The organism is Catenulispora yoronensis (assembly GCF_039531695.1).
GTDB lineage: Bacteria > Actinomycetota > Actinomycetes > Streptomycetales > Catenulisporaceae > Catenulispora > Catenulispora yoronensis.
This window is the reverse complement of record NZ_BAAAQN010000059.1, coordinates 52,433-77,841: the sequence shown is the minus strand read 5'-3', so window position 1 is coordinate 77,841 and position 25,409 is coordinate 52,433. Positions and strand designations below refer to the sequence as shown.

23 protein-coding genes are annotated in these 25,409 nt (G+C 70.2%); 7 read left to right on the top strand and 16 right to left on the bottom strand.

The features are described from left to right. Window positions 1–320: 320 nt before the first annotated feature. Both ABD481_RS36190 and ABD481_RS36185 read right to left on the bottom strand, forming a co-directional pair. Window positions 321–1,322 carry a LuxR C-terminal-related transcriptional regulator gene (locus ABD481_RS36190; RefSeq protein WP_344670362.1) on the bottom strand — a complete coding sequence of 334 codons (1,002 nt, stop codon included), beginning with the start codon at window positions 1,320–1,322 and terminating at the stop codon, window positions 321–323. A 259-nt stretch (window positions 1,323–1,581) separates the two neighbouring features. After that, complete coding sequence (locus ABD481_RS36185; protein WP_344670361.1) at window positions 1,582–3,612, bottom strand: glycosyl hydrolase family 28-related protein; 2,031 nt, start codon at window positions 3,610–3,612, stop codon at window positions 1,582–1,584. 229 nt (window positions 3,613–3,841) lie between these two features. On the opposite strand from ABD481_RS36185, the gene ABD481_RS36180 reads away from it, so the two are divergent. Further along, window positions 3,842–4,078 (top strand): acyl carrier protein, encoded by a 237-nt coding sequence (locus tag ABD481_RS36180; protein WP_344670360.1) that lies wholly within the window; start codon window positions 3,842–3,844, stop codon window positions 4,076–4,078. Between the two features lie 28 nt (window positions 4,079–4,106). After that, the gene (locus tag ABD481_RS36175; protein WP_344670359.1) at window positions 4,107–5,348 is read left to right on the top strand and encodes a beta-ketoacyl-[acyl-carrier-protein] synthase family protein; all 1,242 of its coding nucleotides are present in this window, start codon (window positions 4,107–4,109) and stop codon (window positions 5,346–5,348) included. A 12-nt stretch (window positions 5,349–5,360) separates the two neighbouring features. Here the strand turns inward: ABD481_RS36175 and ABD481_RS36170 are convergent, their stop codons facing one another. Genes ABD481_RS36170 through ABD481_RS36160 form a run of 3 tightly spaced genes read right to left on the bottom strand, consistent with a single transcriptional unit; the run spans window position 5,361 to window position 9,020 of the window. Further along, a complete protein-coding gene (locus ABD481_RS36170) occupies window positions 5,361–6,302 on the bottom strand; it encodes a lysophospholipid acyltransferase family protein (protein ID WP_344670358.1) in 942 nt (313 codons plus the stop codon). Beyond that, entirely contained in the window at window positions 6,299–7,618 is a 1,320-nt protein-coding gene (locus tag ABD481_RS36165; protein WP_344670357.1) for a cytochrome P450 family protein, read from the bottom strand. Before ABD481_RS36165 ends, ABD481_RS36170 begins: the two co-directional genes overlap by 4 nt. Before the next feature lie 10 nt (window positions 7,619–7,628). Continuing rightward, a complete protein-coding gene (locus tag ABD481_RS36160) occupies window positions 7,629–9,020 on the bottom strand; it encodes a lipase family protein (protein WP_344670356.1) in 1,392 nt (463 codons plus the stop codon). Window positions 9,021–9,185: 165 nt separating this feature from the next. On the opposite strand from ABD481_RS36160, the gene ABD481_RS36155 reads away from it, so the two are divergent. The 4 genes from ABD481_RS36155 to gndA all read left to right on the top strand — a co-directional run bounded on the left by ABD481_RS36155 (window position 9,186) and on the right by gndA (window position 12,883). Beyond that, complete coding sequence (locus tag ABD481_RS36155; RefSeq protein ID WP_344670355.1) at window positions 9,186–9,611, top strand: PPOX class F420-dependent oxidoreductase; 426 nt, start codon at window positions 9,186–9,188, stop codon at window positions 9,609–9,611. 11 nt (window positions 9,612–9,622) lie between these two features. After that, on the top strand, window positions 9,623–10,981 hold the full coding sequence (locus ABD481_RS36150; RefSeq protein ID WP_344670354.1) for an amidohydrolase: 1,359 nt from the start codon (window positions 9,623–9,625) through the stop codon (window positions 10,979–10,981). 54 nt (window positions 10,982–11,035) lie between these two features. Then, window positions 11,036–11,371 (top strand): hypothetical protein, encoded by a 336-nt coding sequence (locus tag ABD481_RS36145; protein ID WP_344670353.1) that lies wholly within the window; start codon window positions 11,036–11,038, stop codon window positions 11,369–11,371. Window positions 11,372–11,443: 72 nt separating this feature from the next. Beyond that, the gene (gene gndA / locus ABD481_RS36140; protein WP_344670352.1) at window positions 11,444–12,883 is read left to right on the top strand and encodes an NADP-dependent phosphogluconate dehydrogenase; all 1,440 of its coding nucleotides are present in this window, start codon (window positions 11,444–11,446) and stop codon (window positions 12,881–12,883) included. A gap of 1,135 nt (window positions 12,884–14,018) precedes the next feature. On the opposite strand, the gene ABD481_RS36135 is transcribed toward gndA, so the two are convergent. The 9 genes from ABD481_RS36135 to ABD481_RS36095 form a co-directional block, all read right to left on the bottom strand. After that, window positions 14,019–15,425: a D-alanyl-D-alanine carboxypeptidase family protein gene (locus tag ABD481_RS36135; protein WP_344670351.1), complete on the bottom strand. Its 1,407-nt coding sequence runs from the start codon at window positions 15,423–15,425 to the stop codon at window positions 14,019–14,021. A 167-nt stretch (window positions 15,426–15,592) separates the two neighbouring features. Continuing rightward, a complete protein-coding gene (locus ABD481_RS36130; RefSeq protein WP_344670350.1) occupies window positions 15,593–15,937 on the bottom strand; it encodes a YrdB family protein in 345 nt (114 codons plus the stop codon). Window positions 15,938–16,004: 67 nt separating this feature from the next. Continuing rightward, window positions 16,005–16,397: a GatB/YqeY domain-containing protein gene (locus ABD481_RS36125; protein ID WP_344670349.1), complete on the bottom strand. Its 393-nt coding sequence runs from the start codon at window positions 16,395–16,397 to the stop codon at window positions 16,005–16,007. 31 nt (window positions 16,398–16,428) lie between these two features. Continuing rightward, window positions 16,429–17,067, bottom strand: coding sequence for an HAD family hydrolase (locus ABD481_RS36120; protein ID WP_344670348.1), 639 nt, complete (start codon window positions 17,065–17,067; stop codon window positions 16,429–16,431). A gap of 77 nt (window positions 17,068–17,144) precedes the next feature. Continuing rightward, a complete protein-coding gene (locus ABD481_RS36115; protein ID WP_344670347.1) occupies window positions 17,145–17,942 on the bottom strand; it encodes an enoyl-CoA hydratase-related protein in 798 nt (265 codons plus the stop codon). Window positions 17,943–18,254: 312 nt separating this feature from the next. Then, window positions 18,255–19,022: a 3-oxoacyl-ACP reductase FabG gene (gene fabG / locus ABD481_RS36110; RefSeq protein WP_344670346.1), complete on the bottom strand. Its 768-nt coding sequence runs from the start codon at window positions 19,020–19,022 to the stop codon at window positions 18,255–18,257. 20 nt (window positions 19,023–19,042) lie between these two features. Continuing rightward, window positions 19,043–20,149 (bottom strand): phosphotransferase family protein, encoded by a 1,107-nt coding sequence (locus ABD481_RS36105; RefSeq protein ID WP_344670364.1) that lies wholly within the window; start codon window positions 20,147–20,149, stop codon window positions 19,043–19,045. 61 nt (window positions 20,150–20,210) lie between these two features. Further along, window positions 20,211–20,981, bottom strand: a complete 771-nt coding sequence (locus ABD481_RS36100) for an SDR family oxidoreductase (RefSeq protein ID WP_344670345.1) — start codon at window positions 20,979–20,981, stop codon at window positions 20,211–20,213. Between the two features lie 131 nt (window positions 20,982–21,112). Continuing rightward, window positions 21,113–22,318, bottom strand: a complete 1,206-nt coding sequence (locus ABD481_RS36095; protein WP_344670344.1) for an acyl-CoA dehydrogenase family protein — start codon at window positions 22,316–22,318, stop codon at window positions 21,113–21,115. Window positions 22,319–22,374: 56 nt separating this feature from the next. Between ABD481_RS36095 and ABD481_RS36090 the strand changes: the two genes are divergently transcribed. Next, window positions 22,375–22,986, top strand: a complete 612-nt coding sequence (locus ABD481_RS36090; RefSeq protein ID WP_344670343.1) for a TetR/AcrR family transcriptional regulator — start codon at window positions 22,375–22,377, stop codon at window positions 22,984–22,986. 68 nt (window positions 22,987–23,054) lie between these two features. Here the strand turns inward: ABD481_RS36090 and ABD481_RS36085 are convergent, their stop codons facing one another. Then, entirely contained in the window at window positions 23,055–24,152 is a 1,098-nt protein-coding gene (locus tag ABD481_RS36085) for an acyl-CoA dehydrogenase family protein (RefSeq protein WP_344670342.1), read from the bottom strand. Beyond that, a complete protein-coding gene (locus ABD481_RS36080; RefSeq protein ID WP_425559376.1) occupies window positions 24,149–25,339 on the bottom strand; it encodes an acyl-CoA dehydrogenase family protein in 1,191 nt (396 codons plus the stop codon). The genes ABD481_RS36085 and ABD481_RS36080 overlap by 4 nt, the downstream gene beginning before the upstream one ends. Window positions 25,340–25,409: the final 70 nt, after the last annotated feature.

The following is a 25,409-nucleotide window of genomic DNA, read 5'->3' as shown; positions in this document are numbered from 1 at the left end:
CGACTGCCTCCCACAGAATCGGACCGACCCCCCACCCCGAAACTGCCACAAACAACGAACCCCCACACGCCCCAAGCACACCTATTTCCCCAGCTCAAAGACCCCGTTCGGAAAGACAACAGGCACTAACTTTTGGGCAAACCAAAAGTCAAAAGCGGGGCACCCGATTGCGATGATTGCCGGTTTGACTGGCCGCCGCCGGTTGTGATGGTGGCAGGGCGACCGCGCGGCCGGTGTGATGCTGGCGGGGCGGCCGTTCGCGAAGGTGGCCGGTTTGGCTGGCGCGGCTGGTTGTGATGGTGGGCAGGCTGCTCGCGGCCCTAAAGCCAACCTCGCTTAGCCGCCTTGATCCCGGCCTCGAAGCGGGAGCTGGCGTCCAGTCGGTGCATCAGGTCGGCCATGATTCGGCGGACCATGCGTAGCGAGATTCCGAGTCTGCGCGCGGCTGTCTCGTCCGTGGCGCCGTCGGCGAGCAGGTTGAGCAGGGTGCGTTCTGTTCGGGAGAGGCCGCTGTCGGCGTCGTCTAGGCGGTCGCCGATGTCGAGGGGGGTGGCGTTGTGCCATACCGCGTCGAAGAGTTCGAGGAGGGAGCTTATTAGGGCTGGTGTGTGGACTACTGCTATGCCGCAGCCGGCTGGGGTTAGTGGTACCAGTGCTGTGCGGCGGTCGGCTATGAAGAGGCGTTGGGGGAGGGCGGGGCTGGTGCGGACTTGGGCGCCGCCGGTTTGGAGGTCGCGGGCGTAGGCGGCCATGGGGGGGTCTGTGCGGATGCCTTCTACGTAGAGGGATCGGATTCGGACGCCTCGGCGGAGGAGGTCGGCGTCGAGGGGCCAGAGTTCGGTCAGGACTGTTGATGGGACGCCGACTATGGGGATCAGGTATTCGGCTGAGGTGGTGGTGGTTCGGAGTAGGCGGGTGAAGCGGGAGAGGATTGCGTGGGGGCCGACGATGTGTTCTATGCGGTCGTCGGGGTTTTGTGGGGGGTGGTGGGCGTTGACGCGGTCGGTTACTACGCGGGTGATGTGTTCGCGTTGTTCGGCGAAGCGTTGTTGTTGTTCGGCCAGTTCCAGTTGTTGGCGGCGGATCAGTTCGGTGCGGGCTGCTTCGGGTTCTATGGGGAGCAGGACGCCGGGGAGTTGGTGGGAGGTGCGGATCAGGGCGCGGTCGGCCAGGTCGGTGAGGACTTCGCGGACGTGGGCTTCGCTGATGCCGACCATTTCGGCGAGGTCGGGGACGTCCACGCCCGGGGCGGCGGCCATGGCCATCCAGACCTCGGCCAGTGGCTCGTCGAGGCCCAGTCCCAGCAGTGTGGGCACATCCATTCGCGTTCCCGCAGGCACCGCGTACCCCCGCATCACCCGTCGCCGGCCGCCGCAACGACCGCGAAGCCGCCGGTTTCCTCGTTCGAGTCCCTCGTTCGAGATCATTCCAGGCGGATCCGTCGAGCGGAAGAGTATCCGTGCTCATATATGAGAACCCTGATCCGGTGCGGGCCGGGCGGGGTGTTGACGGGCGGGAACGGCGATCGGCGGCGGCTGGGTGCCGCCGCCGATGGTCAGCGGGTCCTGCGGTCTGGCGAGGTTACGACCAGGGGGACGGGGCCGGGGGGGCCACCACCGGGGGACGGTCGTCGCAGGTGATGGTGTTCGGCAGCTCCCAGGAGGCGAACCAGGGTCCTGTGGTGCCGCTGCCGGTGTTGCCGCCGAGGTCGGTCAGGGTGAACTCGGAGCCGGCCGGGGTGAAGTGGAACGAGCCGCAGTTGTTGACGCCGACGGCGCCGACGTTGCGGGCCTGGACGTTCTGGAACGTCGCGTTGCCGGCGGCGCGGGCCGAGACCACGGAGGTGCCGGTGCCGTCCACCTTGATGTCGGAGAAGTGGACGTTGGTGATGGAGTACAGGTCCTTCACCGAGAAGTCCGACACCATCATGATGGCGTTGTAGGTGTTGGCCAGGAAGTTGTCGCCGGTCACCTCGATGTCGGCGTCGATGCTGTGCTCGAGCGCGTAGATCCAGATCGCGCCCAGGCCGATCTTCCAGTTCAGCTCGAAGGTGCCGGCGCGGACGGTGGTGTTGTTCGCGACCTTGATGGTGCCGCTGAACGGCACGGCGCCGAAGCGGGTGCCGATCTGGAGCGCCGAGCCCTCGCGGATCGGGTCCGCCACCAGGTTGTTCGACACGGTCAGGTCGGTGCCGCCGTACAGGGCGATGCCGTTGGCCAGGACCGGGGTCTGGACCGTGTTGTGGTCGAAGACGTCGTTGGCGTCGGCGGTCTTCTCCGACCACATCGCCAGGCCGTCGTCACCGGTGTTGCGGATGAAGTTGTTCCGCACCGCGGAGTTGGTGACGCCGGTGTGGAAGTTGATCCCGTCGGCGATCTGGTCGGCGATCTGGTTGTTGGTGATGTTCAGGTTGGTCATCGGGCCGTCGAGCCAGATACCGACCTTGGTGTGGTGGATGTAGAGCCCGTCGATGGTGGAGTCGCTCAGCGCGCCGCCGATGCCGTTCACCTGGTCGGTGTCGATGCGCTCGCGCACATCGCCCTCGATGGCGAAGCCGGACAGGTGGACGTTGTGCGAGCCGCCGGCGGAGGCGTCCTTGCCGTAGAAGCCGACGCCGGTGTGGACCGAGCCGTCGGGGGCGGGCGTGGACAGGGTCACCTGGTGGCCCTTGATGACCGTGTACCAGCTGCCGGCGCCCTCGATCGTCACGTTGTCGACGATGATGTGCCGGTTCACCTGGTAGACGCCCGGCGGGATGTAGACCGGGACGTGCGCCTTGCGGGCGAACGCGATGGCCTTGTCGATGGCGTCGGCGCTGTCGCGGTAGCCGAACGGGTCGGCGCCGAACAGCAGGACGTTCGCCGCGCGCAGGTCCACCTTCGGGGCCGCGACCTGCTGGGAGTCCAGCAGGTCGATGGTGGTGGTGGCGGCCGTGGAGCCGGCCGGCGCGGTGAGGCGGACCACGTCGCCGGCGTGGTAGGTGCGGCCGAGCAGGAGGCGCTGTTCGTCGAAGGAGTGGTTGGGGCGGAACGGCGTGGCGAAGGTCGGCGCCGGGGTGGTGGCGTTCGGGACGCAGGCGCACTCGGTGGTCCACCAGTCCGGGTGCAGCGGGCCGGCCGCCGGGTCGTTGCTGAACGGGTACTCGTTGTAGAGCCACGCGTACTGTGACGTCAGCGTCATGTTCCTGTGATCCCGGCCGTTCACCGCGACGTCCAGCGGCGCGGTGATCCCGCCGCCGGTCGGCGCGTCCGGGATGCTGTAGCGGACGGTGATCGCGTTGGCGTCGGCCGGGAGGGTGAACTCCACGTACTGGCCGGGCTTCAACGACACCGCCGAACGGCCGGAGGCCTCGGCGGGCAGGGTGTAGGCGTCGGTGCCGGGGCCGATGACGGTGCCGTTCGTCACCGCGTTCTCCGCCTCCTGCTCGGAGAACCCGAGGTCGGCGCCGCGGCCGGAGACCAGGGACGGGTCCAGGGCGGCGCGCGTCACCCGGGCCGGCGCCGAGTGGGGGGCCGCGCCGGCCGCCGTGGCGGCGGTCAGAGTGCTGAAGCTGACGGCCGCGGCCACTGCCGCGGTCGTACCCTTCAGCGTTCCTTTCAGGGGTGTGGGCATGAGGGGACGGTAGGGCCCCGGACTCCTGGAGACAAGAGGTCTGCGCAACAATTTCGCAATCCAATCGCCATGCTTCTTGATCTGCTCGATTTCTTGCAGCTCTTGACAGGTTTCTTGCCTGCTTTGCGGGCTGTCGGTGTAAGCCCGCAACCCCCGCCGCTGGACCGCGCGGTCTCTAATGGAGTAGCGGGATGCCGGTGCCACGCGGGCGGCGGCCTAGCATGCGAGCATGATCGACCCCTTCGACCGTCTTGTCGTCATCCTCACCCAGCGCCTGGAGATTCCCGAGGACCTGGTCGGTCCCGAGGTGACCCTCCAGGACCTCGACCTCGACTCGCTGGCGCTGGAGGAGTTCGTGGTGCTGGCCGGCGAGGAGTTCGACGCCGACGGCGACGCGGTGGCGGACTTGTTCGGGCTTCCGCTGTCCGAGGCCGCCGAGCGCCTGGCCGCCCTCGCCGGCGTCTGATGGGCCCGCGTCCGGCGCGGCGGGGCCGGTGACCGCCGGGACCGCCGGGGCTGCCGGGGCCGCCCCCGGTGTCGTGGTGACCGGCATCGGGGCCACGACGCCGCTCGGCGGCGACGTGCCCTCCTCCTGGGCCCGGCTGCTCGCCGGGGAGTCCGGGGTGCGGGAGCTGCCCCATCCGTGGGCCGGCGAGGTCGACGTCCGGATCGCCGGCCTGCTCGCGACCGAGCCGGTCGAGGAGCTGGGCGCCAACCGCTGCCGCCGGATCGACCGGATCCAGCAGGCCGCCGTGGTCGCGGCGCGCGAGGCGTGGCGGTGGGCCGGGGCGCCGGCGGTGGAGCCGGAACGGCTGGCGGCCGTCGTCGGCACCGGCGTCGGCGGCGTGTCCACGCTGCTGGCCCAGGACGAGATCCGCAAGGTCAGGGGCCTGCGGATGATGTCCCCCTATGCGATGCCGATGTTGCTGCCCAACGGTCCGGCCTCGGCGGTGGCGCTGGAGGTGACCGCGCGCGCCGCGACGCTCGCGCCCGCCGGGGCCTGCGCGTCCGGGGCCGAGGCCATCGTGCTTGGCGCCATGCTGATCGCCGCCGGGCAGGCCGACGTGGCCGTGGTCGGCGGTGCCGAGGCGCCGCTGGCGCCGGTGACCGTCGCCGCCCTCGACCGGCTGGGCGGCCTGTCGCGCCGCGGCGGCGACCTGGCCGGCGCGGCGCGCCCGTTCGCGGCGGACCGCGCCGGTTTCGTGATGGCCGAGGGCGCGCCGAACCTGGTGCTGGAACGGGCCGACCACGCCCGGGCGCGCGGCGCCGAGGTGCTCGGCGTCGTGGCGGGCCACGGGGTCACCAGCGACGCGCACCACGTCACCACGCCCGATGTCAGGGGCCAGATCCGCGCGGCGCGGGCGGCCCTGCACGCGGCCGGATTGAGCGGGACGGACATCGCCCACGTGAGCGCCCACGCCACCGGGACGCCGGTCGGTGACCAGGTGGAGGCCGACGCGATCGCCGAGGCCGTCGGGCTGCACCCGGCGGTGACCTCGGTGAAGGGCGCCACCGGGCACCTCCTCGGCGGATCCGGTCCGCTGGCGGCGGCGTTCGCGCTGCTGACGATGCGCGACAGCGTCATCCCGGCGACCGTGAACCTGGAGTGTCAGGACCCGGCGATCAAGCTCGACGTCGTGGCCGGGGCGCCGCGGCCGGCGGTCGTGGACACCGCGCTGGTGCAGGCCTTCGGCTTCGGCGGCCACAACGTCGCGGTGGTGCTCACCAAGGGGTGAGCCGCCACCGCATCAGAAGATCGACGTCCGCCGGGCCAGCGCCTCGTCCAGCATCGCCTGCACCGTGCTGCGAACCTGCTCGGACAGCTCGCGGACGCGCTGCGGCCTCGGCGGCCCGTCGGCCGGGATCGGCGCGCCGAACGCGATGCTCCACTTGGTCGGCAACGGCAGCGCGCCGAGCGGGCCGAGCCACGGGAACGTCGGCGTCACCGGGAAGTACGGCAGCCCGACGTGCTCGGCCACCGGCGTCAGATCGGCCAGGATCGGGCACGACTCCTCGGCGCCGACGATCGCCATCGGCACGATCGGGGCGCCGGCGCTCAGCGCGGCGCGGGCGAAGCCGCCGTTGCCGAAGCGGCGCAGCTGGTAGCGGTGCTCGAAGGTCTTGCCGCTGCCGTGGAAGCCCTCGGGATAGAGGCCGACGATCTCGCCGGCCTCCAGCAGCCCGCGCAGGTTCGTCGGCGTGGCCTCGGCGCCGAGGTTGCGCCGCGTCCACTCGCCCAGCAGCGGGACCCGGAACATCAGATCGGCGGCCAGGCTGTGCAGACAGCGGTCGCCGTGCGGATGGTCCCGGTTGACGGCGATGATGGCCATCAGGCTGTCCCAGGGGAACATGCCCGCCGAATGGTTGCCGATCACCAGCGCCGGCCCCTCGGCCGGAAGGTTCTCGCGGCCGGTGCAGTCGACGCGGAAGTAGGAGTCGAACAGGAACCGCAGCAGGTCCATGATCGCCGGATCGGTGACGTCCGTGACGGACTCGCCCCGCAGGGCCCGGGCCGCGCTGTCCGCGAAGCCCACGAAGCCTGCGCCGATCAGTTCCCTGATGCCCGAAGCAGAAGCCTGATCAGGCTCACCCTGCTGCTGTCGGGGGATCCACCCGGGCCAGTCGCCGCCGTCCGAGGACGGCAGGAGCGAGGACAGGCCCAGGTCGCGTAATCGCTGCTCCAGGCTCACGGGACCGGCCTCGCAGTGCGCCGGACGTCGTGCGCCGCCACCGCGCAGCGGCGGGCGTGCGCCAGCAGGACACCGCGAGTGCGGATCCCGTCCGCGTGGTCCCAGCACTGGTCCGAGGCCAGGTCCAGGAGCGCGGCGCAGTGCGCGTCCAGCTCCGCGGCCGTCGCCTCCAGACCCCTCAGCCGCGGCCCGGCCCCGGGCCCCGTCAGCTCCACGCGCACCCGGCGCGGATCGAGCCGTACCGGCGGCCGCGCGGGATTCAGGTGCGGCGCGAGCAGCTGCGGCACGCCGTTGGCCAGCACCGCGACGAGCAGTTCGGTGGTCGCGGCCAGCGCCAGCTCCCGCGTGGTGCAGCGGCGGGGCGCGGCGCAGAGGTTGGAGAGCTGCCAGGGCTGGTCGAGTGCCGTCGCGGTGACAGGAGCCTGATGGGCGCCGCCCCGGGCCAGCACCGAACTGAGCACCAAGATCTCAGTGCCCGCCTCGATCTCCAGGTCGTTCCACTCGAACGGCCGCGCCACCCGCTGCGCGACCGCGAAGACCTCCGGCCACAGCACCGCCGCCTTGTGGACGGCGGCCTCCACATGCGCCCGGTCGGTGTGGCCGTCGGCGGCCAGCAGCGCCAGCGCGCGCGGGCCGACCGTCTCCGCGGTGACGATCATTGCCGTCAGCAGATGCGCCAGCCCGTCGACCGCGATCGGACTCTCCGGCGTCGCGCCGGTCAGGCCCGCGAAGCAGTCCGGCTTCACCGCGTCCAGGTGCAGCAGGATTCTGCGATCCAGTGCGGCCCGGCGCTGCTCGCGGCGCTCGTCGGCGCGCGCCGACTCCGCCTCGACCGCCAGCCGGTCCAGCAGCGTGTCGTCGGAGGCGTTCAGAACCAGGTGCCGGGCCAGCCGCCGGGCCGCGGCCGGCCACTGGAGCGTGATCTCGCCACGCACGCCGACCGCCACGTCCTCGGCGCCGATCATGATCAGGTCGGCGAACTCCCTGGGCACTTCGGGCAGCGGTGCGCACTCCGGCAGGCGGTGGCGCCGCCCGGCGGCGTCGACCTCGTCGGCGTCGCCGAGCGCCTCGGCGGCGATCGCGGCGTCCAGCAGGCCCCGCAGATCCGCGCCGGTGGCCGGCAGCAGGAAGGTGCCGAACAGCGTGCTCATCCGGGCCGGGCGGCCGGCGCGGGCCAGGCCCAGCAGGGCCACGAACTGCTCGGTCAGCGCCTGCTGCCCCAGCAGCCCCAGGCCCGGCACCCGGGTGGCGGCCCGCACCCCCGGGAGCCGGCCGGCCGCCAACAGGGCACTGAGTCCCGTGTCCTCGATCCTCACGCTTGCCACCTCACCGATCGCGCACCAGGTAGGGCTGGTCGAGCACCACCGTGCCCGCGTAGGCCCCGATCAAGCTGTTCACCGTCTCCCGGTGGTGGCCGGCGGTGGCCGAGCGCAGCGCGTCGGAGTAGGACTGCGGCGCATGGGAGAGCGGGTAGTCGTAGGTCTCGTCGTTCCAGGCCAGTTCGCGCCAGGTGGAGGGGATGTCGGCCGGGGACGTGGGCCCGCGGCCGTCCAGGGTCGGGATCACGTCGTGCTCGTTGACCAGGCTGACCACGGTGGTGAACGGGTCCGCCGGGCGCTTGTTGTCGATCGGGGAGCCGACGGTGACCACGTGCGTGAGCCGCCAGGTGCCGACGAAGTCCGGGTCGCAGGCCAGGTTCATCGCGGTCATGCCGCCCAGGCTGTGGCCGACGATCATCAGCTCGGCGCCCGCCGGGACCCGCGCGAACTCCAGCACCTTGCGGACCGACCGGGTGTAGGTGGTGTCGATGTCGCACATCGCGTCGAAGGCGCCGATCAGGTCCTGCGGCGTGGAGTTGCTCAGCTTGCCGAAGCCGGTGCCGGGCAGCAGCAGGAGGTACCGGTCCTGCCCGTCGGCCGCGGCCACCCGGCGCAGGTGCACCAGGCCGTGGTTGCCCAGGGCGCTGATGACGTCGACCAGGCCGCTGATGTCCGCCCCCGCGGCGGCCAGCACCTTGGCCAGGATCCGGTCCGGGGGCACCGGCGCGGCCCGGCCCGGCCCCGGGTTCAGCGCCTTGAGCGCGGCCGCCGGGATCCCCAGGAACGGGTCCGAGGTCGGGTAGCCGCCCAGCAGCGTGACCCAGGCGTAGCCGTCGTTGAACGGGTTCACGTCCATCAGCCCGGCCAGCGCGCACAGCTCGATGCTGATCGGGCTCAGCGAGGTCAGGGCCCGGGTGACGCCCATGTGCTGGAAGATCGCCTTCAGTGCCAGCAGCGCCTCCACCGGCCGGGCCGCGGCGAACGCCTCGACGATCCGCGTCACCTCCGGCGTGGCCAGGTTCGGGTGCTCCGGGATCGCGGCCTGGATCCGGGCCAGGAACGCGTCCACCGCCATCGCGGTCGCCGCCGGGCGGCGCAGCGTGGCCACCCCCATGTACCGGGCCGCCTCGCCGACCGCGCCGCCGCAGGCCGCGAAGCCCAGCCCGTCGCCGTTGGTCAGGGCCCGGCCGGCCGACCACGCCGTGCGCAGCGCGGCCAGCGGCCGGAGCGCCAGGTCGGCGGCGAAGCGGCGGCTGGTGGCGGCCGCGGTCAGCTCGTGGCCGGCGCGGCGGCAGGTGGTCGCCGCCTCGGCGAGCAGCACCGAGGCGGTGAGCAGCAGATCGGGGTCGGGGGCCGGCGGGGCGGCAGGGTCCACCGCCAGGACGGAGGCCGGAGCCATCAGTGAAGTCCTTCCTCCGTGCGACATGCGGGGACCGGGGTCCCGTGGTCCTGACTGCGAGGATATTCAGTGGGTTGTCGGGGAAAGGTCCGGTCCTGGCGGCGTCGGCGTGTCGCGGCGCGGGGGTGGCGGCCGCCGGGCGTCTTCGTTCGCGAAGATGCCTTCATGCATGAGATGACCGAGGAACAATGGCGCGCCTTCCTCTCTGAGGGCACCCGGACCGGCAAGCTCGCCGTCACCCGGAAGGACGGCGCGCCGCACGTGACGCCGATCTGGTTCCTGCTGGACGGCCCGGACTTCGTCTTCAACACCGGCACGGAGTCGATGAAGGGCCGGATCCTGCGGCGCGACCCGCGGGTCTGCCTGTGCGTCGACCTGCCCGAGCCGCCCTACTCGTTCGTGATGGTCGAGGGCCAGGCCGAGCTGTCGGAGGACCGGGACGAGATGCTCACCTGGGCCACCCGCCTCGGCACCCGCTACATGGGCCCCGAGCGCGGCGCGGAGTTCGGGCGGCGCAACGCGGTGCCGGGGGAGTTGCTTGTCCGGGTGCGGATGACCAAGGTGGTGGCGTTCGAGAACATCTCAGGCTGATCGGAGTCAGCATGTCCCAGCCCGGCGCGTCGCCCGCCGATCTGTTGTCCGGACTCGAAGGGGTGCTGCCCGGGTTGCGGGAGCTCTACCAGGACCTGCACCGGCATCCCGAGCTGTCGTTCCAGGAGGTGCGCACGGCCGGCGTCGCGGCCGCCCGGCTGCGGGCCGCCGGCTGGGAGGTCACCGAGGGCGTCGGCGGCACCGGCGTGGTCGGCGTCCTGCGGGGCGGTTCGGCGCGTGGTGGCGGCTCCGGCTCTGCCGGCCCCGCCGACGCTGCCAGCCCCGCCAGCCCTGCCGGCCCCGTGGTCCTGCTGCGCGCCGACATGGACGCGCTGCCGGTCCGCGAGGAGACCGGCCTGCCCTACGCCTCCACCGCCACCGGCGTCGAGGCCGACGGCACCGAGGTCCCGGTGATGCACGCCTGCGGGCACGACGTGCACGTGGCCTGCCTGCTCGGGGCGGCCGAACTGCTGGCCGCCGAGCGCGGCGCGTGGAGCGGCACCGTGCTGGCCGTGTTCCAGCCCGGCGAGGAGGTCGGCGGCGCGCCGAGGATGCTCGAAGACGGATTCGCCGACCGCTTCCCGCGCCCGGACGTGTGCCTGGGCCAGCACGTCGGCCCGGCCCCGGCGGGCCTGGTCGGCACCCGCCCCGGCCCGGTGATGAGCGCCTGCGACACGCTGCGGATCACGATCTTCGGCCGCGGCGGCCACGGCTCCATGCCGGAGGCGACCATCGACCCGGTGGTGATCGCCGCCGCGATCGTGATGCGGTTGCAGACCGTGGTCTCCCGGGAGATCGCGGCCAGCCGGTCGGCGGTGGTCACCGTGGGCTCGATCCATGCCGGCACCCGCGCCAACGTCATCCCGGACGAGGCCGAGCTGGCCGTCACCGTCCGCACCACCACGCCGGCGGTGCGGGAGAAGGTGCTTGCCGCGATCGAGCGGATCGTCAACGCCGAGGCCGCCGCCTCCGGCGCCGAGCGGATGCCCCGGATCGCCCCGGAGGACCGGCTGCCGCTGCTGGTCAACGACCAGGCCGCGACCGAGGTGGTGCTCGACGCGTTCCGGACCCGGCTGGGCGCCGACCGGGTGTTCGTCCTGCCGAGCACGCTCTCCGGCAGCGAGGACTTCGGAACCTTTGGCGAGGCGCTCGGCGTTCCGTCGGTGTTCTGGCATTTCGGCGGACTGGAACTGGAGAGCTTCACCGAGGCCGACATCCTGTCGCTGTTGGAGGACGGCGTGCCGGCCACGCTGCCGGGCAACCACTCGCCGAAGTTCGCGCCGGCGATCGACCCGACGCTGGAGGTCGGCGTGGGACTGCTGATCACGGCGGCCTGCGCGTGGCTGGCGGGGCCGGACGCGGGACACTAGGGGCGGAGCCGAGCCGGGCCGAGCTGGACTGAAACAAGGGGAAGGGAGCGCCCGATGGGCGTCGGTGGATGGGCCGGGAAGCTGCGCAAGAGCGCGGACCGGCTGCTGAGCCGGTTCGAGGACCCGCTGGAGCAGTTCGAGCTGGCCCGGCGCAGGCAGCTGGAGCTGCTCGGCGACCTGGAGCACCGGCTGCTGCTGGCGCAGCCGGGCACCAAGGAGGAGGCGAACCTGCTCCAGGCGAAGCAGAACCTGGAGGGCCGGATCGCCGAGTTCCAAAGCATCATCGTCCGATTGAAGGCCTCGAAGTCGGCCGGCGGCGCCGACTCCGCGGCCGACCGGCTGGAAGAGGAGATGCAGCGGCTCGCCGAGGACGCGCGCCGCTGGGGCTGACCACGGGACCCGACCCCTATACCCCTCGGGCTTGCCATGCCATCAAATGTCTGAGGTGTTACGGTGCGACGCATGCAGGCATCCGCGCAGATCGGCGTCACCGGACTGGCCGTCATGGGCCGCAACCTGGCGCGCAACTTCGCCCGGCACGGCTACACAGTCGCGCTCCACAACCGCACCGCGGCCCGCACCCGAGCCCTCGTGGAGGAGTTCGGGGACGAGGGCGCGTTCGTCCCGACCGAGACCGCCGAGGACTTCGTCGCCGCCCTGGAGCGGCCCCGGCGGCTGATGATCATGGTGAAGGCCGGCGCGGCCACCGACGCCGTGATCGACGAGTTCGCCCCGCTGCTCGAACCCGGCGACATGATCATCGACGGCGGCAACGCGCACTTCCTCGACACCCGCCGCCGCGAGGCCGCGCTGCGCGAGCGCGGCATCCACTTCGTCGGCTCGGGCGTGTCCGGCGGCGAGGAGGGCGCCCTGCACGGCCCCTCGATCATGCCCGGCGGCTCCGAGGAGTCCTACGCCGTCCTCGGCCCCATGTTCGAGGCCATCAGCGCCGAGGCCGAGGGCGAGCCCTGCTGCACCCACATCGGCACCGACGGCGCCGGCCACTTCGTGAAGATGGTCCACAACGGCATCGAGTACGCCGACATGCAGCTCATCGCCGAGGCCTACGACCTGCTGCGCAACGTCGCCGGCTACGCGCCGCCGCAGATCGCCGAGGTCTTCCGCGAGTGGAACAAGGGCCGCCTGGACTCCTACCTGATCGAGATCACCGCCGAGATCCTGGCCCACACCGACGCCCGGACCGGCAAGGCCTTCGTCGACATCGTCCGCGACGCCGCCGAGCAGAAGGGCACCGGCCGCTGGACCGTGCAGACCGCCCTGGACCTCGGCACCCCGACCACCGCCATCGCACAGGCCACCTTCGCCCGCGTAGCCTCCAGCCGCTCCACCCTGCGCGAGGCCTACCGCGCCCTCCCCGGCGGCACCGAGCACCCGCTACGCCCGCACGAGGCCGACCGTTTCGTCGCCACCGTCGAGCACGCCCTCTACGCCTCCAAGGTCATCGCCTACGACCAGGGCTGGACCATGATCCGCGACGCCGCCGAGGAATACGGCTGGAACATCGACCTCGCCGACATCGCCGCGATCTGGCGCGGCGGCTGCATCATCCGCGCCGCCTTCCTGGACCGCATCCGCGCCGCCTACCGCGCCGACCCCCACCTCCCCAGCCTCCTGGCCGAACCCGCCTTCGCCGCCGAGATCACCCAAGCCCAGGTCCCCTGGCGCGAAGTCATCGCCGCCGCCAACCGCCGCGCCATCCCAGTCCCCGCCTTCTCCGCCGCCCTGGCCTACTACGACACCCTCCGCGCCGACCGCCTACCCGCCGCCCTGATCCAAGGCCAACGCGACTACTTCGGCGCACACACCTACCTGCGCACCGACCACGAGGGAACCTTCCACACCCTGTGGGCCGAACCAACCCGCCCCGAAGTCGAGGCCTGATCCACCAGCGGCCGCCGACCCCAAAGCCGGCGGCCGCTCCCAAAACCTTCGCCCGACCCACACCCCGGGTGTCTGACAGTCCGCGTATCCACGACTCTGGAACACACCGACCTGCTACGCCTTATCGACGAGCGGTCGGAGGCCTTCCCGCAGTCGAAGCCGCACCCGACCTCGCCACCCAGGTGCCGACCCGCCCCGAGTGGACTCTCAGCAACCTGCACAGCTTCCTCACCCGCGCCCCAGCACCCTGACCCACAAAAAGGAGGGGACCGGCGCCGGTGGGGGGAAGTCCAGCGGCCGGTCCCGGCTTCGATCACGCATCCACCTGTGGGGGACGGCGGACGGCGGAGAGGCCTCCTCAACCCTAGCCAGCACCGATTGCACTTCGATTGCGCAGCTGTTGCACGAGAAGGGGGAGCGACTTCGGGGAGGATGCGCCGGTGGCGAGCGATGCGGGTGATGGGTGCGATGGTGTGGAGACCAGCTGGCCAGCATCGCAACCGATCGCCCCACCAAACCAAGGTCATAGCCGGCGGCGGCCATCAAGACTGATCGGCATCGCGACCGGTCGCCCAACCGCCATCACAATCCGGCGGCGGCCAGCAGGACCGGACACCATCACAACCGATCGCCACGCCACCATTACAACCGGCAGCGGCCAGCAAAACCGGTGGTCATCGCGACCGGGTGCCCCGCTTTTTGCCAAAGTTAGGTCTTCGGTTCCGGTCTTTCCGTCGCTTCGGCGGGCGTAGCCAATCGCGCCGCCCAGGCGGTGTCAAGGCTCGCATCAGCCGGGGCACAAGCCTGAAGGGTCGCCTTGATACCGCCTGGGCGGTGTGATTCCTTTAGGCGACGATGCGACGGAAAGGCCGGGACCGAAACCGGAACCACAGCGCAAAGCCGCGCCAGCCCGCCTGGCCCACTCTTTCCAGAGCGAGGCCCTCCCCGGAGGGGCCGCCGGAGGCGCAGTTGACTTTGACTGGCCTTTGATCTGGCCTTTGACCTTGGGTTTCCCCACCCCCGCAACAGCTCTCGGAGATCGACAGCACCTCCCACCCAACGACCGCCACCGACCAGTCAGCACCATGGCCGAAGGTCGTAAAAAAGCCTTTAAAACCACCCCAAAAACCGCACCCTATCCCAAAGCCCCCGCCAACCTCTGACTCACCGTCAAAGCCCGAGCCAACCCCTGCTCCGGCGTAGTACCCGCATTCTGATGCAGCACCACCCCCAACACCAACCGCTCCTGCCCCCCAACGTTCCGCTGCGCCGCCCACATCAGCGCACCACCCGCCGGCGTACTGGACCCGGTCTTCCCTCCAACAATCCCATCCATCCCCAACAGCGAATTCGTGTTCGGCAACACAAGCGAATCATCCGGCACCTGTGTATCCCGCTGCGCCGTCAGCTCCAACAGCGTGTCGGCTTCAGCTTCGGCTTCACCTTCAACAACACTCCCACTCCCACCACTCACACTCCCACCCCCACCAAAAGCCACCTCCGCCAACTTCAACTGATCCGCAGCCGTACTCCGCGTCGCCGCATCAAACCCAGCCGGATCCGTATAAACAGTCTGCTTCATCCCCAACCCCGCCGCCACAGCATTCATCTTCCCCACAAACGCCTGCTCATCCCCGGCATCCCACCGCGCCAACAACCGCGCGACATTGTTCGCCGACGGAACCAGCATCAACTCCAGCATCCTCCGCTCACTGATGCGCTGCCCAGCTCGCACCGGCGCCGAACTCTCATCCTTCGAATACGCCTCGAACCCAGCCTGCTCATCAACCGTGATCTCCGGCCCCTCATCCGACCCCACCAGCGGATGATCACGCAGCACCACATACGCAGTCATAACCTTCGCGACACTGGCTATCGGCACCTGCGTCTGCTTCCCGCACATCCCCAGCCCGCCGATCCCCTCCGCCCACAGCGCCGACTCGCCATCCGTGGGCCACGGCAGTGCCGCCGCGAAGTTGCGATACTCCAGCGCGACATGCGAGACATCAGGCTTCTGCGGCGCCCCCGACCCGTTGACGGCCAACACCGCGACCGTGGCGCCACTACCCAGGACCAACACGCTCCCACTCACCGCAGCGAACCGCCGCAGCCTTCGCCTTCGCTTTGGCGGCTCGTTGACCTCCGCGACCGTGCTTGCAGGTTCCGCAACCGCACCGCCAGCCTTCGCGGCCGCTTTGGCGGCCGCTTTGCCAGCCACCTTGTCGACCGCCTTGCCGGCGCCCTTTCTGTCCGCCCGGCCAGCCGCCTTGCCAGCCACCTTGTTGGCCGCCTTACCAGCCGCTTTACCGGTGCCCTTTCCAACCGCGCCGACAGCCACCTTGCCAGCCACCTTGCTGGCCGCCTCACCAGCCGCCTTACCGGCGCCCTTTCCACCCGCCCGACCAGCCGTCTTACCGGCACCCTTGCCAGCCGCTTTGCCAGCCGCACCACCAGCAGCTTTACCAGCCGCCTTGCCGGCCGCCCCACCAGCAGCTTTACCGGCCACCTTGCCAGCCGCCCCACCAACCGCTTTGCCAGCCACCGCCCCACCCCCACCTAAATCAGGGCCCTCCGGCACCAACGGCTCCCCCGCTCCACGCTTGGTCACGCCCCGACGCTAGCGGAATCCCTCGAACAAAAGGTTTCAGTGCTTCCGCAGTCCTGTCACCGTCGAGTCCCAAAACCCATCCCCACGCATCGCCGACCCCCTCACGTCCCCACCCCATACTCAACAACCACCGAAACCACCGCCAAAACCCCAAACCCCACCCCCCACCACCGATGCCCACAAACCCCCAACACCACCGCCGCCACAAAGAACACCCCCAACTTCACCCCAGCCTCCACCACCTTCGGCAACTCCACCGCATGCCCCCCAGCAGCCAAAAACACCGCCCACACCGTTATCCCCGCCGCCACCGACCCCCCAGCCAGCAGCGTCTTCGACACCGCTCCCCGCCCCGTCCGAATCCCCCACCAGCAAAGCGCTGCGAGCATCCCCATCTCCAACGCGAACGCCAGCCCCGCGTTGACGGTCGTCACGACACTCTTCATTGACGAAAATCCTCCCCCAGGATCCCAGGATCATGATGACGTGATCACATTGTGGCGCCTCGGCCCACTACTCCAAAAACCCCGCCAGCATCCCAGCCGCAGCCCGCAACTCAGCCCCCCGATCGTCCCGCCCCGACTTCTCGAACACCCCCGCCGCCCGTCGCAACTCATCGATCTCACCCCGCACCACCCCAACAACATCCGCCTCGCTCAGCTCCCGCCGCGCAACCTCCGCCGCCCCCGCCCCGACCGGGCTGGCCTCGATCGCCCCCGCTCCTGCCCCCGCCAGCTCCCCGACCTCCACAGCCTCGGCGTTATCAATAGCCGCAAGCGTCGTACGCAACGTCGACGCACCCACCCGATCACGGTCCTTCAACGCCACCCGCAACGCAGCACGAAGCCGCTCTCGAAGAAGCCCAGCCTCAGCAAGGGGTTCAGATGCAAGGGGTTCAGACTGCATGCGAAGACCGTAGAGCCACCCCGCCCCTTGATCAAACAGGTATCGAGAACCACTCACCCAATTCGGTGACAGTCCGTCCCGCCTCGACGTGGTGTAGCCCCCTGATACCGAGCCGCTCCGCGCCCCTCAGATTGTGCTCCAGATCATCGATCATGACGCACTCAACCGGCGCCACCCCCAACCGAGCGCACGCCAGCTCGTAGATCCCACGCGACGGCTTCCGCATCCCCACCTCGCCCGAGATCACCGCCACATCAGCGAGCTCCGCCAAGTCATAGCCGCGATAACAGTCATCACCCAGCGAGTTCGAGACGATCGCCACCGGCACCCCCGCTGCGCGCAACCGCTTGATCGCCGCGATCATCACCTCATCCGGCCGCAGCAACGCCTGGAACGAGTCCACGAACCCCGGCGCCTCCAGCACCACACCCCGAGGCGCCAACAGCTCCGCGATCCCCCTCTCGAACGCCGCCTGGTCGATGCGGCCGCACTCATGCTCGACCAGCAACGCCCCGGCCGCCGCATCGGTCCGGAACAACTTGGCGAACATCTGCGGATCGCCGGACACCGACGCCGAGTAGACCTCGAACGCCTCGAAGACATTCGATGTCAGCACACCCCCAAAATCTGTGAGGACCGCTTTCATCACCTTGCTTTCAGCGCCGCTCACCGCACTCCTGCTTTCAGCGCCGCTCACCGCACTCCTGCTCTCAGCACCGCTCACCGCACTTTTGCTCTCGGCGCTACTCACCCCGCCCCCAAAGGCGCAAACCGCGGCACCCGCCGCTCCAAATAGCTCTCCACACCCTCCACCGCATCCCCATGCCGAAACGACTCATCCATCAACTTGTTCGCCACCGCGATCGCCGTCGGCAAATCCGAATCCATCGCCTGGAACACCTGCTGCTTCACGACAGCCATGGACCTCGGCGAGCAATTCTCAGCCAGGTCAGCCGCGTACTCCAGCGCCGCCGGCACCAACTCCTCGCCCGGCAGCACCCGATCCGCCAACCCCACCGCCAGCGCCTCCGCCCCCAGCACCACCCGCCCCGACAGCAGCAGATCCAGGGCCCGACTCTGCCCCACCAGCCTCGGCAGCAGCCAAGCGATCCCGTACTCCCCCACCAGCCCCCGCCGCACGAACGCCGTCGTGAACTTCGCCACCGGGGTGGTGAACCGCAGGTCGCAATACAGCGCCTGCACCAACCCCAATCCGGCGACCGGGCCGTTGATCGCCGCGATCAGGGGCTTGCGGAACGCCAGTGGACGCTCGCGCGGACGCCTTCGCATCCGCGCGATCATCTCCGGGTCGGGGTTCCCCACCTGCGCCAGGTCCTCCATATCGGCGCCGGCGCAGAAGCCTCGGCCCGCGCCGGTCACGACCACGGCTCGCACCTCCTCATCGGCCTCGGCCTCGTCGAGCAGCGCGAAGTACCGCTCCTCCAGGTCGAGGTTCCAGGCGTTCAGCCGGTCCGGGCGGTTGAGCGTGAGCAGCAGCACGGCGCCGTGCCGCTCGGCCAGGACCAGATCAGGGTTTTGTGTCACAGCGACCTCCTCATCGACTTGGAACGAGCAGCGCGGTCGCGCCGCGTGGCCTCACAAAGCAACAGCCTCAACCAAGGCAACAGCCTCAACCAGGCAACAGCCTCAACCAAGGCAACAGCCTCAACCAAAGGAACAGCCTCAACCAGAGCAACAGCCTCAAGCAAAGCAACAGCCTCATACAAAGCCACCTTCAAGCAAAGCAATGGCCTCGCACAAATCAATTGCCTCGAACAAAGGCCAGCAGCCTCAACTGAAGGCCACCAGCCTCCACCAAATCAGCAGCCTCAATAAAAATCATCCCCACCCAAACCCTCAATCCTTCGGCCCACCAGCCGCATAAATCACCTGCCCCGACACGAACCCCGCATCCTCCCGCACCAAAAACGCAGCCACCGCCGCGATGTCCTCCGGCTGCCCGGCCCGCCCCACCGGGATCTGACTGATCGCCGCCGCCCGGAACGCCTCGAAGTCGACCCCCACCCGCTCGGCCGTCGCCCGCGTCATCGCGGTCTCGATGAACCCCGGCGCGATCGCGTTCGCCGTGACGCCGAACTTGCCCAGCTCGATCGCCAGCGTCTTCGTGAACCCCTGCATCCCGGCCTTCGCCGCCGCGTAGTTCGCCTGCCCTCGGTTGCCCAGCGCCGACGTGCTCGACAGGTTCACGATCCGCCCGAACCGGGCCTCGACCATGTGCGACTGCACTGCCCGCGACATCAGGAACGCCCCTCGCAGGTGGACGTTCATCACCGCGTCCCAGTCGTCGACGCTCATCTTGAACAGCAGGTTGTCGCGAAGGATCCCGGCGTTGTTGACCAGCACCGTCGGCGCCCCCAGCTCGGCAACGATCCGCTCCACGGCCGCCGCCACCGCCGCCTCGTCGGAGACGTCGCAGCCGACGGCCAGCGCGCTGCCGCCCTTCGCGGTGATGGCGTCGACGGTGTCCGCGCACGCCGCCTCGTCCAGGTCGACGACGGCCACCGCGTGCCCGTCGCTCGCCAGCCGCTGCGCGACGGCCGCGCCGATGCCCCGGGCGCCGCCGGTCACGATGGCGACGCGCGCAGGGGAAGTGTTCTCAGTCATCACGAAGTCCTCTGTGTCCTCTATGCCTTCGGTGTCGTCTGTGTCGTCGGTGCCGCAGACGTGCTCGGTACCGCAGTCGTGCTCGATACGGCAGGCGTGCTCGATACGGCAGGCGTGCTCGGCCTGCCCAACGTCTCCAACGCCTTCGCGATCATCGCGTCGACCTGATCAACAGTTGGCGCATACGCCGCCGCACGGTTCCGCGGTTCGTCCTGAATCCGGCGTAGCACGCCTTCCGCGATGATGGCGATTTTCCATAGGCCGAGCGCGTGCCAAAAGCCCAGCGCCGAGCCGTCCCGCCCGCTGGCCTCCAAATACGCGGCGGCCATCTCCTCCCGGTCCGGGAAACCCGGCAGCGTCGAGAAGCTCAGCAGCCCGGCCCCCGGCTCGCCCGCCTCGGGCCAGTACGCCAGCAGCGTCCCGAGATCCGCCAGCGGATCGCCGAGCGTGCACAGCTCCCAGTCCAGCACCGTGGCCACCGACCCGTCCTCCGGCCGCACGATCACGTTGCGCAGGTGGAAGTCGCCGTGCACCAGCGTGAGCTCCCGCTGTTCCGGCACCGCCGCGGCCAGCCGGGCCGTCAGCGTCTCCAGATCGGCCGACTCCCGCGTCTTCGAGTGCTGCCATTGCGTGCTCCAGCGCTTGAGCTGACGCTCCGCATAAGGCTTGTGGCTGGCCAGATCGATCAGCCCGGTCGCCTCCAGATCCACCGTGTGGACCAGCGACAGCGCCCGCGCGACCGCGAGCCCGACCGCGTGCCGCGTCGGCTCGGCCACGCCCTCGACGACCTCCAGCCGATCGAGCACCAGCCCGTCGACGAACTCCATCAGGACCATCGGCACCTCGTCGACCGTCCACACGCCGATCACCTGCGGCACCGGGACTTCGGAGTCCCGCAGCGCGGTCATGATCCGCGCCTCCCGCGCCACGTCGTGGGCCGACGCCAGCAGGTGCCCCAGCGGGGGACGGCGCAGGACCCAGCGCCGGTCCGGACGGCCGGTGCCGTCCGCGACCGCGTAGGTCAGGTTCGACTGCCCGACGCCGACCCGGGTCAGGGTCAGCGGGCCTTCGTGCTCGATCCCTGATTCGGTCAGCCACCCGGCGACGATCCCGGCCAGCCGCTTCAGTTCAGAGCCCGACCCCCCGCCCGAACCCGAACCCGAACTAGAGCCAGAGGTGGCGTCGGCGTCAGACACCGGCCTGCCCCAGCAGCGCGCCACCGTCGATGGTCAGCGTCTCCCCGGTGATCCACGCCGCCGCGTCCGAGGCCAGGAACGCCACCGCCGACGACACATCCACCGGCTCGCCGATCCGCCCCAGCGGGTAGGCGCCGGCGACCGCGTCCTCGTTGTCCGCGAACAGGCTCTCGGCCAGCTTGGTCCGCACCACCGCCGGCGCCACCGCGTTGACCCGCACCTTCGGTGCCAGCTCCAGCGCCAGCTGCTTGGTGACGTGGATCAGCGCCGCCTTGCTCGCGTTGTAGACGCCGAGGTTGGGCGCGACGTGGATGCCGCCGATGGAGGCGGTGTTGACCACGGCGCCGCCGTGCTCGCCCATCCAGGCCTTCACCGCCAGCGAGGTCCACAGGATCGGGCCCCACAGGTTGGTGTCCAGGGTCTTGGCGAACCGGCTTTTCTCGATGTCGATCAGCGGTCCGTAGGCCGGGTTGGTGCCGGCGTTGTTGATCAGGATGTCCAGGCTGCCGAAGCGCTCGATCGTGAAGGCGACGCACGCCCGCGCCGCGTCCTCGTCGGTCGCGTGGGCCTGGCGGCCGATCGCCGTGCCGGGGCCTTCGACCTGCTTGGCGGCCTCGTCGGCGTGCTCCTGCGTGCGCGAGGTCAGCACGACGTTCGCGCCGCCGGCGGCCAGCGTCTGCGCGATGGCCAGGCCGATGCCGCGGGAGGCGCCGGTGACGATGGCCGTGCGGCCGGACAGCGAGGGGATGAGCGGTGCGGTCATGAGGGGCGATGGCTCCTGGTTCGTTCGAGGGGACGTCATTTCACCGGTACTTCGCAAGTCGCCGGCATTTCGCAAGCCACGGGTACTTCGCAAGTCACCGGCACTTAGCAAGCCAAGATCGACCTCGCAAGTCACCGGTACTTCGCGAGCTCGATCTTCGCGATCGACCGCTTGTGGACCTCGTCCGGCCCGTCGGCCAGCCGCAGCGTGCGCAGGTGCGCCCACGCCGACGCCAGCGGGAAGTCGTCTGTGACCCCGGCGCCGCCGTGCACCTGGATGGCCCGGTCGATGATGCGCAGCGCCATCTCCGGCGCCGCGACCTTGATGGCGGCGATCTCGGTCCGCGCGGCCTTGTTGCCGACGGTGTCCATCATCCACGCGGCCTTCAGCGTCAGCAGGCGCGTCTGCTCGATGTCGATCCGCGCCTCCGCGATCCAGTCCTGGATGTTGGCCCGGTCCGCGAGCGGCCGTCCGAAGGTCACCCGGTCCACGGCCCGGCGGCACATCAGCTCCAGCGCGCGCTCGGCCATGCCGATCGTGCGCATGCAGTGGTGGATCCGGCCCGGTCCGAGGCGGGCCTGGCTGATGGCGAAGCCCTCGCCCTCGCCCTTCAGCAGGTCTTCGAAGGGCACGAAGACGTCCTCGAACGTGATCTCGGCGTGGCCCTCGCGGTCCTGATACCCGAAGACCGGGAGCGAGCGCACGATCGTCACCCCGGGCGCGTCCAGCGGCACGACCAGCATCGACTGCTGACGGTGCGGTGCGGCGTCCGGATCGGTCTTGCCCATGACGATCAGCACCCGGCAGTTCTGGTGCATCGCGTTGGACGTGAACCACTTGCGCCCGTTCAGCACGTAGCCGCCGCGCGCCTCGTCGCGCACCATGAGCATCTCGATGTTCGTCGCGTCGGAGCTGGCGACGGCCGGCTCGGTCATCGCGAAGCCGGAGCGGATCTCGCCGTCCAGGAGCGGCTTGAGCCACTTCTTCTTGTGCGCGTCGGTGCCGAAGAGGGTCAGCACCTCCATGTTGCCGGTGTCGGGGGCGGCGCAGTTGGTGGCCTCGGAGGCGATATGGCTGCGGCCCATGATCTCGGCCAGCGGCGCGTATTCGAGGTTGGTCAGGCCGGGGCCCCATTCGGGGTGCGGGTGGAAGAGGTTCCACAGGCCGCGCTTGCGCGCCTCGGTCTTCAGCTCCTCGATGACGGGCGGCTGGTGGTGCGGGTCCCCGGAGGCGCGCATCTGCTCCTCGTAGACCGATTCGGCGGGGTAGACGTGCTCGTCCATGAAGGCGAGCAGGTCGTCCTGGTAGCGCTGGGCGCGGTCGGAGACGCTGAACATGCTTCCGGTATAGTTGAGGTTGGCGTCAAGTTCAAGCAGGAGGACGGCGTTTCGCCATGGCAAAGACTGAGGTTCGCGTCACACCGCGCAGCGCACGCGGGATCCGTACGCGGAGCGCGCTGGTCGCGGCCGCCCGCGTGGTCTTCGAGCGCGACGGTTATCTGGACGCCCGGTTGAGCGACATCTCCGCCGAGGCCGGCGTGGCCTCCGGCTCGCTCTACACCTACTTCGAGGGCAAAGAGGAGATCTTCCAGGCGGTCGCCGAGCAGGTCACCGAGGAGATGGTGCACCCGCACCTGCGGGCCCGGACCGGCGTGACCGACCCCCGCGAGCTGATCGACCTGGCGAACCGCGAGTACCTGCGCTCCTACAAGAAGAACGCCAAGCTGATGGGCTTGTTCGAGCAGGTCTCGCAGATCGACGAGAACTTCCGGAAGGTCCGCATCGAGCGGGCCGACGCCTTCGTGCAGCGCAACGCGAAGATGATCCGCGGCTTGCAGGAACAGGGCCTGGCCGATGCGGAACTGGACCCGGTGCTGACCGCGCACGCGCTGTCGGGGATGGTGTCCAGGATGGCGTATGTGGCGTTCGTGCAGAAGACGCCGATGCCGTTCGAGCAACTGGTCCTGACGCTGAACCGGATCTGGATCAACGCGCTGGGGCTATAGCGCGTCGACCCAGATCCCCGATCCTTAAGCCCAGATCCCGAATCCCAGATCTGTGAGCCCGGGCCAGCTCAGTTGGGCGGCAGCCCCACCAGTTCCCCCAGCCGCCCCCGATGCCGCGCAGCCGTCCCGAAAGCCAGCGACGTGCTCTTGGCCCGCTTCAAATACAAGTGCGCCGGGTGCTCCCACGTGAACCCGATCCCGCCGTGCATCTGTACGCACTCCTCGGCCGCCAGCACCGCGACCGTCGAGCAGTGCGCCTGCGCCACTGCAACGGCGATCAGCCGCTCATCCCCGGTCGCCGAGGCCGCGTGCCGCGAGACCGCCCGCGCCTGGGCGATCTGCACCCACAGCTGCGCCAGCCGGTGCTTCAACCCCTGATACGAACCGACCGCACGCCCGAACTGGTGCCGCGTCTTCACATACTCGACCGTGAGCTCCAGGCAGCGCTCCGCCAACCCGAGCTGTTCCGCGGCCAGCACCGCCGCCGCCGATGTAAGAGCGTCATCGAGGGCTGAGTAACCGATCGCGAGCAGCACGCCCGGGGCGTCCGCCAAGTCGATGTCGCACAGCACCCGCGTCATGTCCAGCGACGTCACCGCCGTCCGGCTGACGTCCGCCGCCGACACCGCATACAGCGACCCGTCCGCCGGCACGATGAGCACGTCCGCGCACAACGCGTCCGCCACCCCGGTCACCCGACCGGTGAGCCGGGCATCGTCGGAGCCCTCCTTCGGCGGCCACGGCGTCACCGACACCGTGTTCCGCCGTCCGTTGCCCGGCAGCGTCGAGAACGGCACCGCCAGCACCGCCGTCTGCTCGCCGGACGCGATACGCCGCAAGAGCTCGTCGCACCCCGGCAACGCCAGCAGCACGGCGGTCGCCGCCAGGCTGCCGAGGAACGGCACCGGCGCCACCGTCTTGCCGATCTCCTCCGCGACCACCGCCGCCTCGCGCAGCGAAGCCCCGGCGCCGCCGAGCTCCTCCGGAACCAGCAATCCGGCCGCGCCGATGCCGGTGCCCAGGGCCTTCCAGAGATCGGCGTCGTAGGGCTCTGACGATTCGGTGCGTTCCAGGACCGCCGACCACGGGGCCCGGGCGGCCAGCAGGTCGGCGACCGCCGCGCGCAGCTCGTCTTCGGGCTCTGAGTAGAGCAGCTCGGCGCTCACCGGGGCAGGTCCTTCCAGGCGAGGTCCTTGTCGACGCGGATCTCGCCGGGGAGGCCGAGGACGCGTTCGGCGATGATGTTCAGCAGGATCTCCGAGGTGCCGCCCTCGATCGAGTTGCCCTTGGCCCGCAGGTAGCGGTAGCCGGGGGAGCGGCCGATGAAGTCGACGGTGTCCGGGCGGCGCATCGTCCAGTCGTCGTACCGGAGCGCCTCCTCGCCGAGCAGTTCGAGTTCGAGTCCTGAGAGCTGCTGGTTCAGGGTGGCGAAGGCGTACTTGGCGGCCGAGCCCTCCGGTCCCGGCTGCCCGGCGGCGAGCTGGGCGGACAGCCGCGCGGCCGTCAGGCGGGCGGCCTCGGCGGCCACCCACAGCGTCATGAGCCGGTCGTGCAGCCCCGGCTCGCGGACCTCCGGCCGGCGGCGCCAGGTGTCGGCGAGCACGCCGATCATGCCGGACTCGCGCTGGGCGGCGCCGCCGCCGATGGCCACCCGCTCGTTCATCAGCGTGGTCTGCGCGACCCGCCAGCCGTCGCCGACCGCGCCGAGGCGCTGGGCGTCGGGGACCCGGACGCCGGTCAGGAAGACCTCGTTGAACTCGGCCTCGCCGGTCAGCTGCCGCAGCGGCCGGACCTCGACGCCGGGGGCGGTCATGTCCAGCACGAAGTAGGTCAGCCCCTGGTGCTTGGGGACGTCCGGATCGGTGCGGGCGACCAGGATCGCCCACCGGGCCTCGTGCGCCATCGAGGTCCAGACCTTCTGGCCATTGACGATCCAGTCCTCGCCGTCCCGGACCGCACGGGTGGCCAGGGCGGCCAGGTCCGAGCCGGCGCCGGGCTCGGAGAACAGCTGGCACCACACCTCCTCGCCGCACCAGAGCGGCCGCAGCCAGCGCTGCTGCTGCTCCTGGCTCCCGAAGGCGAGGATGGTCGGCGCGGCCATGCCCAGGCCGATGCCGATCCGGCGCGGATCGTTGTCCGGGGCGCCGGCCTCGCCGAACGCCCGGTCCACGACCGGTTGCAGGTCGCGGGGCAGGGACTGGCCGCCGAGGCCCGGGGGATAGTGCAGCCAGGCCAGGCCCGCGTCGAAGCGGGCCCGCAGGAACGCGGCGGCGTCGGTGGTGCTGGGATCGTGGGCGGCGAGGAATTCGTCGATACGGTTCTCGAGGTCGTGCTGGGTGGTCAATGGCGGCACCCTTGCTGTCAACCGGCCGGTGATTGTCCGCTCAGTATTGTCCGGGCACCGGTGGTGTCAACAGGGGCGC

What these genes read in the sequence shown, in the direction of transcription:
- ABD481_RS36190 (WP_344670362.1), bottom strand. Translation starts at nt 1,322, where the DNA reads ATGGATGTGCCCACACTGCTGGGACTGGGCCTCGACGAGCCACTGGCC.
- ABD481_RS36185 (WP_344670361.1), bottom strand. Translation starts at nt 3,612, where the DNA reads ATGCCCACACCCCTGAAAGGAACGCTGAAGGGTACGACCGCGGCAGTG.
- ABD481_RS36180 (WP_344670360.1), top strand. Translation starts at nt 3,842, where the DNA reads ATGATCGACCCCTTCGACCGTCTTGTCGTCATCCTCACCCAGCGCCTG.
- ABD481_RS36160 (WP_344670356.1), bottom strand. Translation starts at nt 9,020, where the DNA reads ATGGCTCCGGCCTCCGTCCTGGCGGTGGACCCTGCCGCCCCGCCGGCC.
- ABD481_RS36155 (WP_344670355.1), top strand. Translation starts at nt 9,186, where the DNA reads ATGCATGAGATGACCGAGGAACAATGGCGCGCCTTCCTCTCTGAGGGC.
- ABD481_RS36150 (WP_344670354.1), top strand. Translation starts at nt 9,623, where the DNA reads ATGTCCCAGCCCGGCGCGTCGCCCGCCGATCTGTTGTCCGGACTCGAA.
- ABD481_RS36145 (WP_344670353.1), top strand. Translation starts at nt 11,036, where the DNA reads ATGGGCGTCGGTGGATGGGCCGGGAAGCTGCGCAAGAGCGCGGACCGG.
- gndA (WP_344670352.1), top strand. Translation starts at nt 11,444, where the DNA reads ATGCAGGCATCCGCGCAGATCGGCGTCACCGGACTGGCCGTCATGGGC.
- ABD481_RS36130 (WP_344670350.1), bottom strand. Translation starts at nt 15,937, where the DNA reads ATGAAGAGTGTCGTGACGACCGTCAACGCGGGGCTGGCGTTCGCGTTG.
- ABD481_RS36125 (WP_344670349.1), bottom strand. Translation starts at nt 16,397, where the DNA reads ATGCAGTCTGAACCCCTTGCATCTGAACCCCTTGCTGAGGCTGGGCTT.
- fabG (WP_344670346.1), bottom strand. Translation starts at nt 19,022, where the DNA reads ATGACTGAGAACACTTCCCCTGCGCGCGTCGCCATCGTGACCGGCGGC.
- ABD481_RS36100 (WP_344670345.1), bottom strand. Translation starts at nt 20,981, where the DNA reads ATGACCGCACCGCTCATCCCCTCGCTGTCCGGCCGCACGGCCATCGTC.
- ABD481_RS36095 (WP_344670344.1), bottom strand. Translation starts at nt 22,318, where the DNA reads ATGTTCAGCGTCTCCGACCGCGCCCAGCGCTACCAGGACGACCTGCTC.
- ABD481_RS36090 (WP_344670343.1), top strand. Translation starts at nt 22,375, where the DNA reads ATGGCAAAGACTGAGGTTCGCGTCACACCGCGCAGCGCACGCGGGATC.